Source organism: Insulibacter thermoxylanivorax, from assembly GCF_015472005.1.
In the GTDB taxonomy this organism is placed as follows: Bacteria; Bacillota; Bacilli; order Paenibacillales; family DA-C8; genus Insulibacter; species Insulibacter thermoxylanivorax.
Genome location: NZ_BMAQ01000001.1, coordinates 103,593 through 118,333 on the forward strand (window position 1 = coordinate 103,593; position 14,741 = coordinate 118,333).

Genomic DNA, 14,741 nt, shown 5'->3' on the forward strand with positions numbered 1-14,741 from the left:
TTTTTCGACAGGAGGATTTTTACAGCGGATGTCGAAAAATTATGAGGACGAACACAAAAGTGTGGGGAGGAAAATGAAGTTGCAGACGATTAAAGTTTTGTTAGCCGATGACAACCGAGAATTCACCAGCTTGTTATCCGAATTTATATCCGAGCAGGAGGATATGGAAGTCGTGGGCATCGCCTTCAATGGTGATGAAGTGCTTCGCCTGCTCGAAGACGGTGTACAGCCGGACGTGCTGATCCTCGACATCATCATGCCTCATCTGGATGGTCTGGGGGTGCTTGAGCAGCTGAAGGAGCGAAACATCCAGCCATGCCCGAAGATCATCATGCTGACTGCATTCGGGCAGGAGAATATCACGCAAAAAGCGGTCCAACTAGGCGCATCTTACTACATACTGAAGCCCTTTGATATGGATGTGTTGACGAACCGCATCCGTCAGTTGGTCGCAGGGGGCTCCACCTCTTCGGCAGCTTCGTCCGTTAAGCCGTCGTCCGTCGTGCCGCTGAACAAGTCGAAGAATCTGGATTCCAACATCACTTCGATCATCCATGAGATCGGCGTTCCTGCCCATATCAAAGGATACCAATATCTGCGTGAAGCGATCACGATGGTCTACAACAACATTGAGATTCTCGGCGCGATTACGAAGACCTTGTATCCGGCGATCGCTCAGAAATACAAAACCACACCAAGCCGTGTAGAACGGGCGATCCGGCACGCAATCGAGGTCGCATGGACGCGCGGCAATATCGACAGCATCAGCCATCTCTTCGGGTATACGGTGAACATCTCGAAGTCTAAGCCGACCAACAGCGAGTTCATCGCGATGGTGGCAGATAAGCTGCGTCTGGAGCATAAGGTTTCGTGAAAGGAACAGGAAGAACAACGCTACGACCATAGGAGCTAGATGAACTTGTCACGCCACTTCATCATCGCTAACAACTTCATAGACATAAGCACCACTTCTTATTGGTTATGATGACAATAAGAAGTGGTGTTTTTTTCCTCGTCCCTAAGCGTATCAGGTCATTGGACTTCTGCTGCTTCACCAATTATGATTATTTAGGCAGGGGTCGCGCTTGCTCCAACAACATGTATACAGGAGGTGGATGCGTTGCAGCCGCTCCCTAAACTGCTCGTCATCGCGGGGATCATCTTGATCGCCGTTGGTTTGCTCTGGCATTTTGGTGCGCGTTTCATCCCCTTTGGCCGATTGCCGGGCGATATCGTTGTGGAGAAGGAAAATGTGAAATTTTACTTCCCCATCGTATCTTGTATCGTCATCAGTATTCTTCTATCGCTGGTGATGTGGCTGTTTCGCTTCTTCGGCAAATAAAATGTCATAAAACATTCACCATTTCGCCTATGTTTATGTCGCATAATGGGTTGATTTTTTGTATCATTATAAAAGGTTGACTACAGAGACTGGTTCCAGTCTTGAGTTTTGAGGGGGATTGGATGCAATATGCATAAATGGGCAATGTTCATTCTATTCATCGCTGCATCGATTCTAGGATTATCCGTGCTCATCTTCGCTCCGCCTTCCAGCGGCGAAGAGGTGATTCCAGAAGCGAAGGACAACGAGATTCAATTCATCCTGACGAACTTCAAATTTGACAAAGACGAATACAGAGTAAGAGCAGGCGAGCCTGTGATCTTAACGATGATCAATCGACAAGGGACGCACGGAGTGATGGTGCAGGGGACGGATATCAATCTGCTGAAGGATAATCCTTCGCAGGAAGTTGTCTTCGAAGAGCCGGGTGAATATATGCTCCTATGCAGCGTGATGTGCGGCACGGGTCACGCTGACATGGTGGCCAAGTTAATCGTGGAAGAGCCTCTGGAGGACGGCGATGCTGCCGAGACCAATGAGCAAGCCGCTTAATGAGACCACTTCTGACATGACATAAGTGATGAAGGAAGACTGAAGGAAGACCATTCCTCGAAGAACGAGTGCCCAGGGCAGCTGCTTGTCAGCTGACCGCCGGGAACGTTCGGGGAGTGGTCTTTTTTGTTTTAGGCAGAAGTGCCCCTCGAATAGGCATATCGTATAGATTCAGCCAAAGCATCCCATACTAATACATATGGTTACCAGGATTATGCAAAACATCGGAGGCACTGCTGCTATGCAGCGAAAAGGGAAAAGGACAGTCAAGGGCAGGGTCCGTGTCGGGCGCAAGACGAAGCAGCTGATCCCCAAACTCGCTCCGCGATCGATCGTCGTCCTTTCGCATGAGAATCTGGATGAGGTGGCGGCGGACGGACTGATCGCTGCTAAGGTCAAAGCCGTGATCAATGCGGCAAGAACGATGAACGGCACTTATCCCTTGGAGGGTCCGAAACGGCTGCTCTTAAGCGGCATCCCGATCGTCGAGATCGCCGCAGAGGACTTCACTAAGTTCCGGGACGGCATGGCTGTGATGATCACGGATGAGCATGTGATGCTGGAGGATGGTCGCAAGATCCCCTGCAAGCCGTTTACCGAGGAAGCCTGGGAAGCGGGTACGAAGCTGGCGATGCAGAATGTCAGCCGTCAGCTGGGCGCCTTCATCGAAAACACATTGCGCTATGCGGACCGCGAGAAGGAGTTCTTCATCCGGCCGCTGCAATTGCCGCCGATCCGCACGCCGATCAGCGGTCGTCATGCTGTCGTAGTCGTAAGGGGCAAGGGATATCGCGATGATCTATATGCGATCCGAGATTATATCGAGGATTACAAGCCGGTGCTGATCGGCGTAGACGGCGGAGCGGATGCCCTGCTCGATTGCGGCCTGAGGCCCGATCTCATCTTCGGCGATATGGACAGCATCACCGATCGGGCGCTCCGCTCCGGTGCGGAGCTCATCGTTCACGCCTTCCCCGACGGCACGGCTCCGGGGATGGCACGCATCCAAGAGCTCGAACTGGAGGCAAGCGTGATCAGAGCTCCCGGGACGAGTGAGGATATCGCGATGCTGCTTGCCTATGAGCAGCAAGCGGAGCTCATCGTCACCCTTGGCACGCATACGCATATGATTGATTTTCTGGAGAAGGGACGCAAGGGGATGGCCAGCACGATGCTGGTCAGGATGAAGATCGGCGGCAAATTAATCGATGCGAAGGGGGTCAGCAAGCTGTACAGCCGGCCCTATAAGCTTCGCCGTCTCTGGTACATCCCGGCGGCGGCCTTGTTCCCCGTGTTGATGTTGAGCTTCGTCCATCCGGGAGTAAGGCATATGATCGATGTGATCTGGCTGTATGTCAAACTCTCCCTGGGCTCGATCTGATCGGCCGTATACGCATGTGAGAGCGATCGCCTGATAAGGACTGAGCTGCCGCAGGCAGGGATATCGATGTGATTCGCCGATTGGGATGTGAGTGGAAAGGAGTGACGCCGGTGTTATCGGCACGTTATCATATCGCGACGATCATCGCCATCTTCTTATCCCTCGGTGTCGGCATCGTCATCGGCGGCACCCTGGGGCAGAAGTGGGCTGTACAGGCCGAGAACAGCATCGTCGAGATGCTGACAAACCGCTATGAGATGATGCTGGCGGAGAACCAAGCGATGAAAAAGCAGCTCGGTTCCCTGGAGTTGTTTCTTAAGACGGTATCCCCGGCCAGCCAGAGCAAACTCGTGTGGTGGTATCGCACGCCCCATCCGCATGAGGACTTGCTGGTGATGGTGCTGAATGCTGCCGGCGTCGAATGGGTGGAGAAGCAGATCACGGAAGAGATCCGCCCCGCTCTGAAGCTCGGGGAAAGGCAGCCGGATTATGTCCTGGTGACGGACCCTGCAGTCAAACAGCTGATTGAGGAGCAGCTGCTGCAAGCATTTGCAGGTTCGGCGGAGGGGAGCCCGCAGTTGATCGACGCGACGGAACATGCAGCGCAGCTAACAGATCCCAACAAGATCGTGGAATTCATGCTCTATATGAAACAACTGGTTGAGGAGGAGGCCTATGCAGCGGCACAATCCCGTTATCTCAGCGATCATCCCGGCATGGAATGAAGCAGAACGCATCGGCACCACGCTGTATCATCTTCGCCGCGCCGATGAGACCAGCGGCAAGCGGCTGGCAGAGATCATCGTCGTCGATGACGGCAGCGAGGATGATACTTGGCGCAGAGCAGAGCCCTATGCCGATCGGGTCCTCCGTCATGCCCGCAGACGGGGCAAGGGAGCCGCTCTTGAGACGGGCTGGCGGGAAGCGAAGGGGGAGATCCTCCTGTTCCTCGACGCGGATCTGGGAGAGACAGCGTCCTATGCGCTGCATCTTGTGAGTCCCGTCCTGCGAGATGCTGCGGATATGACGATTGCCAAGCTCCCGCCGGCCCGCCGCAAGGGCGGGTTCGGCCTGGTTAAGGGGCTGGCGGTTCGCGGCATCTATTGCCTGAGCGGTTTCCGTTGCGAAGCGCCGCTCTCAGGCCAGCGGGCGATGCGGCGGGAAGTGCTTGAGGATATCGGCGGTTTGCCGCGGGGGTTCGGCATCGAGGTGGGACTTACGATCGATGCGCTGCGAAAGGGGTATCGGCTTTTGGAAGTGGAGGTTCCGTTCCGCCATCGCGAGACGGGGCGGGATTGGTCCGGCTTTGTCCATCGCGGGCGGCAATTCCTGGCCGTCGGCAGAACGCTGCTGCAGAAATGGAGGCAGCCGATATGAATGAGTGGGTGCTGATCAGCTATACTGTCCTTCTGATGATCACAGCAGCTTTCATTCGGGGAGTGATTCTAAGTTTCCTGACTGATCATGGAGTAACGGAGAACAATTATCGGAACCAGCGCATCCCCTCTTCCGTCGGCGTGCTGATCTGGCTGACAAGTTTGATCGCTCTGCTGTTGTCCAGCCTATGGACGATTGAGACGCGTTCTTTCGCACAAGTGGTGCTGAGCGAATATTATAAGTGTTTCTTCTTAGCGTTGACCATCGTGTTCATCCTCGGGTGGACCGATGATCTGATCGGCGACCGTCGGATCAAGGGGCTGAGGGGACATCTGCGGCTGTGGCTGAGACAAGGCCGAGCAACCACCGGATTGCTCAAAGCCCTGGGCACGTCCCTCATCTCCGCCTGGCTGGTTGTGGAAACGGGTTTGTGGCAGGGGGGCGGCTTGGGGCTTCTGCCCTTCCTTGTCATGATCTTGTATACCCATGCGCTGAATCTCTTCGACCTTAGGCCTGGACGCGCGATCAAGGTGTTCTTGCTCGGTACGCTGAGCGTCACTTTGCTCTCAATCGCACCGCTGGATTCCTTTGCACTGCTTGCCCCCGTTGTTGCCGGTGCGTTGGTGCTGCTGCCGGTAGATCTAAGAGGGGAAGGGATGCTCGGGGATACGGGGGCGAATATGCTGGGGTTCACGCTTGGCAGTGTGATCGCCTTCCATTGGCCGTGGTTCTATCAGCTCATGGCTGTGATCTGGCTGACGGGTTTGGCCTTGCTTGCAGAGCGGTATTCGCTGACGCAGCTGATCGAACGCACACCGCTTCTAAACTGGCTGGATCGATTGGGCAGGGAATAGCTCTGCAGCTCTTCGCGATTCTTCGCGCGCGTTCTGCGCGGTTATTTTTTTTTCGGTTTTGCTTTAAACCTTGGCGCAACATAGTTGCGTTTGCGGTCGCGATAGAACACCCAGCCGGCGACAAAGGCGACGCCGCCGAAGAAGGCAGCGATCCCCAGAAGCAGCATCGGCCAATCGAGTCTGGCGATGATTTCCTCATTGCCCGCATCTGCGGTATAATTGAACAAAACATCACGGATCGTTTTAAATCCCCAAGTGGCGATGAACCCCGGAATGACGAGGATGAGCACGGCGATCAGGCGCTGCCATACGAGTTTGTTCATATCGATGCCCTTCTTTCGTACTAATTTTTATAAAAAACGTAATTATACTATATTCTGCTCATCAATAGGGTTAAAATGAATAGAGTCAGGGTGACGAACCAGAAAATAGAACGGAAGATGGATGACCTGCTTGTGTTTGCACCCTGCCGCTGGCTGGAGCTGCATACATGCAGTTGCAGCCATGCATACCCTGCAGCTTGAAAGAATTATATCTAATACATAAGGAAGAGGCAATCTTAATAGAATGTAACATAGAGTAGGCGGGACGGAGGAAAAGCTATGGAAACACGGGAAATCGACGTTGCGGTGCTCGGCGGCGGGATCGGCGGGTATACCGCTGCGATCCGGGCATCGCAGCTCGGGTTGAAGGTTGTGCTGATCGAGCGGGACAAGCTTGGCGGAACTTGCCTGCACCGCGGCTGCATCCCCAGCAAATCGCTGCTAAGAAGCGCAGAAGTGCTGGATACGGTGCGCAGGAGCGAGGACTTCGGCATCCATGCGCAGGGGATCACGCTGGACTTGCGCCGGGTGATGGAACGCAAGGATCAGGTCGTTGATCAGCTGTACCAAGGGCTGCAATATTTGATGCGCAAGCATCGCATCGAAGTGGTCCAGGGACATGGCCGGATCAACGGCCCTTCGATCTTCAGCCCGCGGAGCGGCGCTGTGGCCCTGGAACATCCCAATGGGGAAGTGGAGACCCTGCTGCCGAAACATCTGATCATCGCCACGGGCTCCCGGCCGCGCACGCTTCCTGGATTGGAGCCGGACGGCCGACGGGTGCTTACGAGCGATGAGGCGTTCGATATGACTGAACTGCCGCGATCGATGATCATCTTGGGCGGCGGCGTGATCGGCGTTGAATGGGCTTCACTGCTGCAAGATTTTGGCGTCGAGGTGACGATCATCGAGGCAGAGGATCGCCTCGTGCCGGCGGAGGATGCAGAGATCTCGCAGGCGCTGGCCCGCCATCTGAGCGGCCGCGGCATCAAGATCTTGACAAAGTGCCGTGTGGATCCCATACAGTCGGAAGTGATGGAGAACGGCGTGCGGATCGCAGCGGTACAGGATGGGCAGAAGCTCGAGCTAACGGCGGACAAGCTGCTCGTCGCCGTCGGCCGGCAAGCGAATGTTGAGGACATCGGTATCGACAACACGGATGTGCGGCTTATGGACGGCGGGATTCGCGTCAATGAATTCATGCAGACAACGGAGAGCCATATCTATGCCGTAGGCGATGTGAACGGGCAGCTTCTGTTGGCTCATGCTGCAGCGAAGCAGGGCGTTATCGCGGCAGAGCATCTGGCGGGCCGATCGCCGGAGCCCTTCCGGCCGCAGCTTGTGCCCAGATGCATCTATACCCGCGCTGAAGCGGCTTCCGTCGGCTTGACTGAGCAGAGGGCGCGCGAGCAGGGTTATGAGGTGAAGGTTGGCAAGTTCCCCTTCTCCGCCTTGGGCAAAGCCTTGATCCTTGGAGACCGCGACGGCTTCGTTAAAGTGGTCGCCGATCAGCAGACCAACGATATCCTGGGCGTTCATCTGTTTGGCACCCATGTGACGGATCTGATCTCGGAAGCGGCCTTGGCCCAGCTTCTGGATGCGACGCCTTGGGAGGTGGGGCAAGCGGTGCATCCCCATCCATCGTTGTCCGAAGCCATCGGCGAAGCGATGCTTGCTGTTGACGGCTTGTCCTTGAATCTGTAAGCGAGCGGCTGAACGAACAAGCGGCTGAACGAGCAGTTGATATGTTTTTGTTGTGAATATCGTTTTAGTTTATATAGATTGCTCTTATCGTTAGTTAGATGATAGATCAGCTGTGTTAGCACGCTGATGATTACTTGTCAGGAGGTTGAGCTATGACGGGACAACCATCGGTCGACCAGCGGCCCAGACACCAGCTGTTGGGTTTGTCGGATGAACAGGCGATTGAGATGTATCGGACGATGTTGACAGCTCGCAAATTTGATGAACGAGGAATCTTGCTGCAAAGGGCAGGGAAGACCAACTTCCATATCTCGGGGATAGGCCAGGAGACAGCGCAGGCCGGGGCAGCTTTCGCCCTGAAGCCGGGCGTGGACTATCTTCTGCCGTATTATCGAGATTATACGCTCGTACTCGCCTTCGGCATGACGGTGCGGGAGCTGATGCTCCAATCCTTCGCCAAAGCCGAAGATCCGAACAGCGGCGGGCGGCAAATGCCGGCACACTTCGGCCATAAACGGCTGAAGATCGTAACGGGCTCCAGTCCTGTTACTACCCAGGTGCCGCATGCCGTCGGTTTCGCCCTTGCAGCGAAGATGAATCGGCAGGAGTTCGTATCCTTCGTCACCTTCGGTGAAGGATCCAGCAATCAAGGTGATTTCCATGAAGGGTTGAATTTTGCCGCGGTTCAGAAGCTGCCGGTCATCTTCATGTGCCAGAATAACCAATACGCTATCTCTGTTCCCTATCACAAACAAGTGGGAACGGCACGGATCGCCGATCGTGCCATTGGTTATGGCATGCCGGGCATCCGTGTTGACGGCCGGGATCCGCTTGAGGTATATCGCGTAGTGAAGGAGGCCAGAGAACGCGCGCTTCGCGGTGAAGGTCCTACCCTGATCGAAGCGGTGATGTATCGCTTGACTCCGCACTCCACCTCGGACAACGATCTGGTATACCGATCGAAGGAAGAAGTAGAGCACCACAGAGAACTCGATGGCTTGCCGAAGTTCAAACAGTATCTGATCGATTGCGGCATCTGGTCGGAAGAAGAGGATAAGAAGCTGCTGGATGAGATCGATGCAACGCTCAAAGATGCGATTGAGTACGCCGATCGCGCCCCCTATCCGGCACCGGAAGATACGCTTAAGCATGTGTATGCGGAGGAGGAGCATTGATGGTCGTTCTAACCTATCTACAAGCGATTACGGAAGCGATCCGCGAAGAGATGGAACGCGATGATCAGGTTTTCATCATGGGGGAGGATGTGGGAGTGAAAGGCGGTGTGTTCGGTGCAACCCGCGGCCTGCAAGAGAAGTTCGGTGAACTGCGGGTGATGGATACACCGCTGGCGGAGTCGGCGATCGCCGGCGTTGCGATCGGTGCGGCGATGTACGGGATGCGGCCGATTGCCGAGATGCAGTATGCGGATTTCATGCTGCCGGCAACGAACCAGATCATCAGCGAGGCGGCGAGGATCCGCTATCGTTCCAACAATGATTGGAACTGCCCGGTGGTCATCCGCGCGCCCTTCGGCGGAGGCATCTTCGGCGGATTGTACCATTCCCAGTGCCCGGAATCCATCTTCTTCGGCACGCCGGGACTGAAGATCGTTGCGCCGGCTACGCCTTATGATGCCAAGGGTTTGTTGAAAGCAGCCATTCGCGATGAGGATCCCGTCATTTATTTTGAGCACAAGAAATGTTACCAGCTGATCGAGGGCGAGGTGCCGGAGGAGGATTATATCGTGCCGATCGGCAAGGCCGATATCAAGCGGGAAGGTTCTGATCTTACGGTGATCACTTACGGATTAACGCTGCATTTTGCGCTGCAAGCTGCGGAGGAGTTGGCGGAGGAGGACGGCATCGAAGCCCATATCCTGGATCTCAGGACGATTCAACCCCTCGATCGAGAAGCGATCTTAGCCGCTGCTGCTAAGACGGGCAAGGTACTGATCGCCCACGAAGCGAACAAGACGGGGGGAGTCGGCGGCGAGATAGCGGCGATCATCGCAGAGGAACTATTATATGATCTTGACGCGCCGATCCGACGTCTCTGCGGCTATGATGTGCCGGCGATGCCTTTCAGCCCGCCGCTGGAGAAGTTCTATATGCTGAATAAGGACAAACTGAAAACAGCGATGAAAGAACTAGCGCTGTATTGATGATAAGCGTTGATAAGACAAGTGATGAAAAGTAAATGACGAGTGATGATATGAATGGATCGTTGGTGAGCATATGACGAGCGATGATAAGCACATTACGAATGACATGGCAAGCATATGAAGAGTGATGATGAGGCACTTGTACGTATATCATGAATGCATATGAACGAATAACGAGTATTGTGTGATAGCCCAAAGTCATGCACCGGAAACATGAACATCCGAACATGGGTTATCGCACATGAATTACCGTAAGTGTAAAGGAGTCGGTGCAGTTGTCCGATAGAATCACCAAACTGCTTGAGATCGCGATGCCGCAGTTTGCAGAGAGCATCGTCGAAGCGACGATCGGCAAATGGCTGAAGAAGCCTGGTGATCCCATTCAGGAGTATGAACCCATCTGTGAGATCATCTCTGAGAAAGTCACGGCAGAACTGCCAAGCACAACGACGGGTAAAGTCCATGAGATCTATGTTGAAGAGGGCAAAACGGTTCCAGTCGGCACTGTCATCTGCACGATTGAAGTGGAGGATACGGGCGCTGGAGACAGCACAGGAAGCGGCGGGGATCGTCCCGCCGGCTTGTCGAGCGCCGGTCAGCAGCCGGCTGCTGCAGCTTCCCGCAATGATGCGCTGATGCGCAGCCGCATCTCCCCGGTTGTCCGCCGACTGGCAGATGAACACGGCATCGATCTGGATCTCATCGAAGGAACGGGGATCGGCGGGCGCATCACCCGCCGCGATGTTATGCGGGCGATCGAATCGCCGCCGCAGGTGTCTGTTCGTTCGACGGGCCTGCATCTGAAGCAGCCGGCAGAACCGCAGCCCCAGGTTGTCGCTGAGGCGAAGATCGCGAGCGACCGCGAATATATTCTCGATGTGAATCATGTCCGCTCTGCGATCGCTGCGAAGATGCGGCAGAGTGTGTCGGAGATTCCGCATGCATGGACGATGATCGAAGCTGATGTGACGAATCTGGTCATGCTCCGCAATAAGCTGAAGGATGAGTTCAAACGCAAGGAGGGTGTAAACCTCACTTATCTGGCCTTCGTGCTCAAAGCCGTTGTCAATGCGATCAAGGAATACCCGATCATGAACTCGGTGTGGGCGGTCGATAAGATCATCATTAAGAAGGACATCAACATCTCCCTTGCTGTCGGTACGGAAGACGCGGTCTATGTACCAGTCATTCGCAATGCGGATCAGAAGACGATCGCCGGTTTGGCCATCGAGATCGATGAGCTTACGCGGAAGGCGAGGGAAGGCAGGTTGTCTCCCGAGGAAGCGACGGGCGGGACATTCACGGTGAACAATACGGGGTCCTTCGGATCGATCCTGTCTTATCCGATCATCAATTATCCGCAAGCAGCGAACTTCACCTTCGAGTCGATCGTGAAGCGGCCGGTGGTGATCAATGATATGATCGCCGTCCGCTCGATGGTGAATCTATGCTTGTCACTGGATCACCGCATCCTGGACGGGGTCGTCTGCGGGCGCTTCCTGCAGCGGGTGAAGGAGAATCTGGAGTCCTTCGGGCCGGATACGCAGTTGTATTAGCGATAGAAACAGGACGGGGCTGTCCAGTTAGTCGGCGATGACTGCTGGACGGCCCCTTTTCGTACGAATTCTGCTGATCTGATTCGCACGCGATGTGCACGTGATCCGTACTCTGAGCGCTGAGTCAACATGAACTGTTGATTCGCACGCCAATTCCGCCTCCTTGCACCCTGAATCGACAATATATGTTGTCTCACACATCGATTCACATCATACGCAAGCGAAACGATTATTTCTGTTGTCTCACGCGCCTAGCATCCCCTACCACACCCTGCCATACTCGCCTGCCTACCACAAAACTTACCTGCCCCACCCACTTATCTACCGTACCACTCGCCTGTCGAATCATTCACCTGCCGTCTCAAGCACTGGATCTGCACGTCTGCATGTTCATATGCATACATAAAGGGGCGATCAAACAAAGGGGCGTCCAAAGCTAGTGAATACTGAACTTTGCGACACCCCTGCAGTTGTTTACGACGCAGCGTTTGTTATCATGAATCGGATATGTATATACTGTAATAAGATGTGCATAGTCGCATCATGCTGCTGATCACAGTATGCTGATTAGCTTGTGCGGATCGCATCATGCTGCTGATCACCTGATACTGATCGCGTGAGCTGAGGGAGATCATGCTGGGGGCTGGAGCTATATGAGTGCGTCGATGGTGAAGATCAAGGTGGACAACAACATGGACAGGATCATGATATAGATGACTGTTTTATAGATCCACTTTTTCTTCATTTGGTGAATCACCTCTTTGCAGAAACAACATTTATAATGGAGTTATGAACAGTTAATATGTAACATAGGATGGCGCGCTGTGTATAGCAGGTCCGAATCATACATAATTGTATCTCAGATCAGCAGCCAGAGAAAGTAAGCATGTTACGGTTCCTTAAAAATTAATCATTAGGAGTGCATGAATATGGTGAATGAACAACGCTTAATCGAAACTTTCATAGAACTGGTGCAAGTCGACTCGGAGTCCGGCCATGAGGGCGAGATCTGCAAGCTGCTTGAGCAGAAGTTCAGCGAATTAGGCCTCAAGGTGTATGTGGACGATACGATGGAGCAGACAGGGCACGGCGCGGGGAATCTATTTGCCGAATGGGAGGCGGATGAGGGCTTGGAGTCCGCGCTGCCGATTCTCTTCAACTCCCATATGGATACGGTGACGCCGGGCGTTGGCATCAAGCCGCGCTTGGATGATGACGGCTATATCCGCAGCGACGGTACGACGATCCTGGGAAGCGACGATAAGGCGGGAATCGCAGCGATGCTAGAAGCGATCCAGGTGATCCAAGAGAACAAGATTCCCCATGGGCCGCTTCAGTTCGTCATCACCGTCGGGGAAGAGAGCGGCCTTGTCGGGGCGAAAGCCATCTCTCCGGAGAAGCTGAAGGGCAGATACGGCTACGCCTTGGACTCGAACGGCAAGGTCGGCGAGATCTCGGTGGCGGGGCCGAGCCAGGCGCAGATCCGCGTGAAAGTCCATGGCAAGTCCGCCCATGCCGGCGTAAATCCGGAAGACGGAATCAGTGCGATCCAAGTGGCCAGCAAGGCGATCTCCCGCATGCCGCTGGGACGGATCGACGAGGAGACCTCGGCCAATATCGGAAGGTTCGCCGGCGGCGGCCCGACGAATATCGTCTGCGATTATGTGGAGATCGAAGCAGAAGCGCGCAGCCTGGTGGAGGAGAAATTACACGCACAGGTTGAAGCGATGAAGCAAGCCTTCGAGCAGACGGCAGAGGAGTTCGGAGCGAAAGTGGAATTCCACAGCGAAGTGATCTATCCGGGGTACAAATTCGATGAAACCGCCCCTGTTGTGAAACTCGCGTCTCAAGCGCTGCAGAAGATCGGCCGGGAAGTGAAGCTGCTGCGCTCCGGTGGCGGGAGCGACGCCAATATCTTCAACGGGCACGGCGTTCCGATGGTGAATCTTGCTATCGGTTATGAGCTGATCCATACGACCAAGGAGCAGATGCCGGTGGAGGAATTGGTGAAGACTACGGAACTCGTCATCGCCCTGGTTGAGGAAGCGGCGAACAAACAGCAAGACTGGTCATGATCGCGTGGCAGATCGGCATCGTTACCGAACTGATCGCGCAGCGGGACGGTATGCAGGAGGTACGTGTGAAGCTCTCCGACGGTACCAGCGGGCGGGCCTTACATGACCTTTCCATCCATGAACCGCTGATTGCGGGGGACCAAGTGCTGCTCAATACGACGGCGGTTCGCCTAAATCTAGGCACAGGGGGGTATCATTTCGTCCATGCCAGGCTGCCTGAGAGCAGCTTCGGAGCCTCAGGCTGTTCGCACAGCTTAGCAGAGCCCGCCACAGAGTCCGGCAGTGCCGGCGAACGCGGTCATACTGACCTCTTTGCTGAGTGTTATACGGACCGCAGTAACAGCCGCTGCCGTGAATCTGGGAAGGCCGCACATAACGGGCATATGATGAAGCTCAAATACACCTCGCTGCAGCGCGCCGTGCTGGCGGCCGAAGAGCCGGCCAGCCCGTATCATGAGGTGTTCATCAACCATCAGCGGATCGACGGCATACCCGTTCTGGTTGGAGAATTGCACAGCATGCTGCCGATCGCAGCAGCTTGGCTGCATTATGCAAAGCCCCAGCTGAGAATCGCTTATGTGATGAGCGACGGCGGCGCGCTGCCGATCTCCTTAAGCCGCCACGTATCCGCTTTGAAGCAGCTGTCTTGGCTGTGCGGGACGGTGACTTACGGACAGGCATACGGAGGCGATCTGGAGACGATGAACAAATTCACCGCGTTGATCGCTGCCCGGCATATCCTGCGCGCGGATATCATCATCGCCTGCATGGGACCGGGGATCGCAGGAACGGGTACGCCCCTCGGCCATACCGGCACGGAGGCGGGCGAGCTTGTCAACGCTGCCGCCATGCTGGGCGGGAGACCGATCCTTATACCGCGGCTGAGCGGTGCAGAGCAGAGGCCGCGGCATTACGGCCTAAGCCATCATCTGACGGCGAACCTTAAGTATACGGCGGCCTGCCGCGCTGTGCTTCCTCTTCCCGCCGGCTTGCCGGATGAGCTCACGGCCGTCGTCCGGCGTCAGCTGAAACCGATCTTGGAGGAGGGCCGGCACCGAATCACCTGGCAGGATGAGCCAAGCCTGACGGACTTGGAAGCCGCTCTCTGCGCATACCCGTTGACCATCACGACGATGGGGCGCACGCTCCGCGATGATCCTAGCTTCTACCTCGGGGCTGCTTCCGCCGCTGCGTATGCTGCGGCTTGCTGTACCGGTTCAGCCAATCACGGAGCTTAGCCTGCGGCGCTTCCTTTAGCGCAATCTGCAGTTTCCGGCGGATCTCCCAGGCCTGTCCCACGATGCGCATGCTGCGTTCATCTTGATAGGTTTTCATCTATACCCCTCTCTTCATCGCTTGATATGATAGTACAAGCTATGTAAGAGAGGGGGATAATATGCGATACCCTTGGGGAAA

Annotated in this window: 16 protein-coding genes; 13 read left to right on the top strand and 3 right to left on the bottom strand. The window is 55.1% G+C overall.

Going from position 1 to position 14,741, the window contains the following annotated elements:
- The first annotated feature begins 79 nt into the window (after window positions 1-79).
- From spo0A to PRECH8_RS00500, 7 genes are all read left to right on the top strand, one after another.
- Window positions 80-874 carry a sporulation transcription factor Spo0A gene (gene spo0A, locus PRECH8_RS00470; RefSeq protein ID WP_200965085.1) on the top strand — a complete coding sequence of 265 codons (795 nt, stop codon included), beginning with the start codon at window positions 80-82 and terminating at the stop codon, window positions 872-874.
- Between the two features lie 246 nt (window positions 875-1,120).
- Entirely contained in the window at window positions 1,121-1,342 is a 222-nt protein-coding gene (locus PRECH8_RS00475; protein ID WP_200965086.1) for a DUF2905 domain-containing protein, read from the top strand.
- 129 nt (window positions 1,343-1,471) lie between these two features.
- Complete coding sequence (locus PRECH8_RS00480) at window positions 1,472-1,894, top strand: cupredoxin domain-containing protein (RefSeq protein ID WP_200965087.1); 423 nt, start codon at window positions 1,472-1,474, stop codon at window positions 1,892-1,894.
- Window positions 1,895-2,135: 241 nt separating this feature from the next.
- Window positions 2,136-3,275 (top strand): putative cytokinetic ring protein SteA, encoded by a 1,140-nt coding sequence (steA, locus tag PRECH8_RS00485; RefSeq protein WP_200965088.1) that lies wholly within the window; start codon window positions 2,136-2,138, stop codon window positions 3,273-3,275.
- Window positions 3,276-3,385: 110 nt separating this feature from the next.
- The gene (locus tag PRECH8_RS00490) at window positions 3,386-4,000 is read left to right on the top strand and encodes a copper transporter (protein WP_200965089.1); all 615 of its coding nucleotides are present in this window, start codon (window positions 3,386-3,388) and stop codon (window positions 3,998-4,000) included.
- The gene (locus PRECH8_RS00495; protein ID WP_200965090.1) at window positions 3,951-4,652 is read left to right on the top strand and encodes a glycosyltransferase family 2 protein; all 702 of its coding nucleotides are present in this window, start codon (window positions 3,951-3,953) and stop codon (window positions 4,650-4,652) included. The genes PRECH8_RS00490 and PRECH8_RS00495 overlap by 50 nt, the downstream gene beginning before the upstream one ends.
- The gene (locus PRECH8_RS00500; protein ID WP_200965091.1) at window positions 4,649-5,506 is read left to right on the top strand and encodes a hypothetical protein; all 858 of its coding nucleotides are present in this window, start codon (window positions 4,649-4,651) and stop codon (window positions 5,504-5,506) included. Before PRECH8_RS00495 ends, PRECH8_RS00500 begins: the two co-directional genes overlap by 4 nt.
- A gap of 41 nt (window positions 5,507-5,547) precedes the next feature.
- On the opposite strand, the gene PRECH8_RS00505 is transcribed toward PRECH8_RS00500, so the two are convergent.
- Window positions 5,548-5,829, bottom strand: coding sequence for a DUF2627 domain-containing protein (locus PRECH8_RS00505; RefSeq protein WP_200965092.1), 282 nt, complete (start codon window positions 5,827-5,829; stop codon window positions 5,548-5,550).
- A gap of 279 nt (window positions 5,830-6,108) precedes the next feature.
- Between PRECH8_RS00505 and lpdA the strand changes: the two genes are divergently transcribed.
- From lpdA to PRECH8_RS00525, 4 genes are all read left to right on the top strand, one after another.
- Window positions 6,109-7,533, top strand: coding sequence for a dihydrolipoyl dehydrogenase (gene lpdA / locus PRECH8_RS00510; protein ID WP_200965093.1), 1,425 nt, complete (start codon window positions 6,109-6,111; stop codon window positions 7,531-7,533).
- A gap of 152 nt (window positions 7,534-7,685) precedes the next feature.
- The gene (locus PRECH8_RS00515) at window positions 7,686-8,708 is read left to right on the top strand and encodes a thiamine pyrophosphate-dependent dehydrogenase E1 component subunit alpha (RefSeq protein ID WP_200965094.1); all 1,023 of its coding nucleotides are present in this window, start codon (window positions 7,686-7,688) and stop codon (window positions 8,706-8,708) included.
- Window positions 8,708-9,694, top strand: coding sequence for an alpha-ketoacid dehydrogenase subunit beta (locus PRECH8_RS00520; protein ID WP_200965095.1), 987 nt, complete (start codon window positions 8,708-8,710; stop codon window positions 9,692-9,694). Before PRECH8_RS00515 ends, PRECH8_RS00520 begins: the two co-directional genes overlap by 1 nt.
- A 311-nt stretch (window positions 9,695-10,005) precedes the next feature.
- Window positions 10,006-11,250 (top strand): dihydrolipoamide acetyltransferase family protein, encoded by a 1,245-nt coding sequence (locus tag PRECH8_RS00525; protein WP_200965251.1) that lies wholly within the window; start codon window positions 10,006-10,008, stop codon window positions 11,248-11,250.
- A 649-nt stretch (window positions 11,251-11,899) separates the two neighbouring features.
- Here the strand turns inward: PRECH8_RS00525 and prli42 are convergent.
- Complete coding sequence (prli42, locus tag PRECH8_RS00530) at window positions 11,900-11,995, bottom strand: stressosome-associated protein Prli42 (RefSeq protein ID WP_200965097.1); 96 nt, start codon at window positions 11,993-11,995, stop codon at window positions 11,900-11,902.
- Window positions 11,996-12,179: 184 nt separating this feature from the next.
- On the opposite strand from prli42, the gene PRECH8_RS00535 reads away from it, so the two are divergent.
- Window positions 12,180-13,325 (top strand): M20/M25/M40 family metallo-hydrolase, encoded by a 1,146-nt coding sequence (locus PRECH8_RS00535; RefSeq protein WP_200965103.1) that lies wholly within the window; start codon window positions 12,180-12,182, stop codon window positions 13,323-13,325.
- A complete protein-coding gene (locus PRECH8_RS00540) occupies window positions 13,322-14,563 on the top strand; it encodes a DUF3866 family protein (protein WP_200965105.1) in 1,242 nt (413 codons plus the stop codon). The genes PRECH8_RS00535 and PRECH8_RS00540 overlap by 4 nt, the downstream gene beginning before the upstream one ends.
- Here the strand turns inward: PRECH8_RS00540 and mciZ are convergent.
- Complete coding sequence (gene mciZ, locus PRECH8_RS14815; RefSeq protein WP_200965107.1) at window positions 14,484-14,660, bottom strand: Z-ring formation inhibitor MciZ; 177 nt, start codon at window positions 14,658-14,660, stop codon at window positions 14,484-14,486. The genes PRECH8_RS00540 and mciZ overlap by 80 nt on opposite strands.
- Window positions 14,661-14,741 lie beyond the last annotated feature (81 nt).

Coding starts and splice junctions, on each gene's coding strand:
- PRECH8_RS00480 (WP_200965087.1), top strand. CDS start 1,472: ATGCATAAATGGGCAATGTTCATTCTATTCATCGCTGCATCGATTCTA.
- steA (WP_200965088.1), top strand. CDS start 2,136: ATGCAGCGAAAAGGGAAAAGGACAGTCAAGGGCAGGGTCCGTGTCGGG.
- PRECH8_RS00495 (WP_200965090.1), top strand. CDS start 3,951: ATGCAGCGGCACAATCCCGTTATCTCAGCGATCATCCCGGCATGGAAT.
- PRECH8_RS00500 (WP_200965091.1), top strand. CDS start 4,649: ATGAATGAGTGGGTGCTGATCAGCTATACTGTCCTTCTGATGATCACA.
- PRECH8_RS00505 (WP_200965092.1), bottom strand. CDS start 5,829: ATGAACAAACTCGTATGGCAGCGCCTGATCGCCGTGCTCATCCTCGTC.
- lpdA (WP_200965093.1), top strand. CDS start 6,109: ATGGAAACACGGGAAATCGACGTTGCGGTGCTCGGCGGCGGGATCGGC.
- PRECH8_RS00515 (WP_200965094.1), top strand. CDS start 7,686: ATGACGGGACAACCATCGGTCGACCAGCGGCCCAGACACCAGCTGTTG.
- PRECH8_RS00520 (WP_200965095.1), top strand. CDS start 8,708: ATGGTCGTTCTAACCTATCTACAAGCGATTACGGAAGCGATCCGCGAA.
- PRECH8_RS00525 (WP_200965251.1), top strand. CDS start 10,006: ATGCCGCAGTTTGCAGAGAGCATCGTCGAAGCGACGATCGGCAAATGG.
- prli42 (WP_200965097.1), bottom strand. CDS start 11,995: ATGAAGAAAAAGTGGATCTATAAAACAGTCATCTATATCATGATCCTG.
- PRECH8_RS00535 (WP_200965103.1), top strand. CDS start 12,180: ATGGTGAATGAACAACGCTTAATCGAAACTTTCATAGAACTGGTGCAA.
- PRECH8_RS00540 (WP_200965105.1), top strand. CDS start 13,322: ATGATCGCGTGGCAGATCGGCATCGTTACCGAACTGATCGCGCAGCGG.
- mciZ (WP_200965107.1), bottom strand. CDS start 14,660: ATGAAAACCTATCAAGATGAACGCAGCATGCGCATCGTGGGACAGGCC.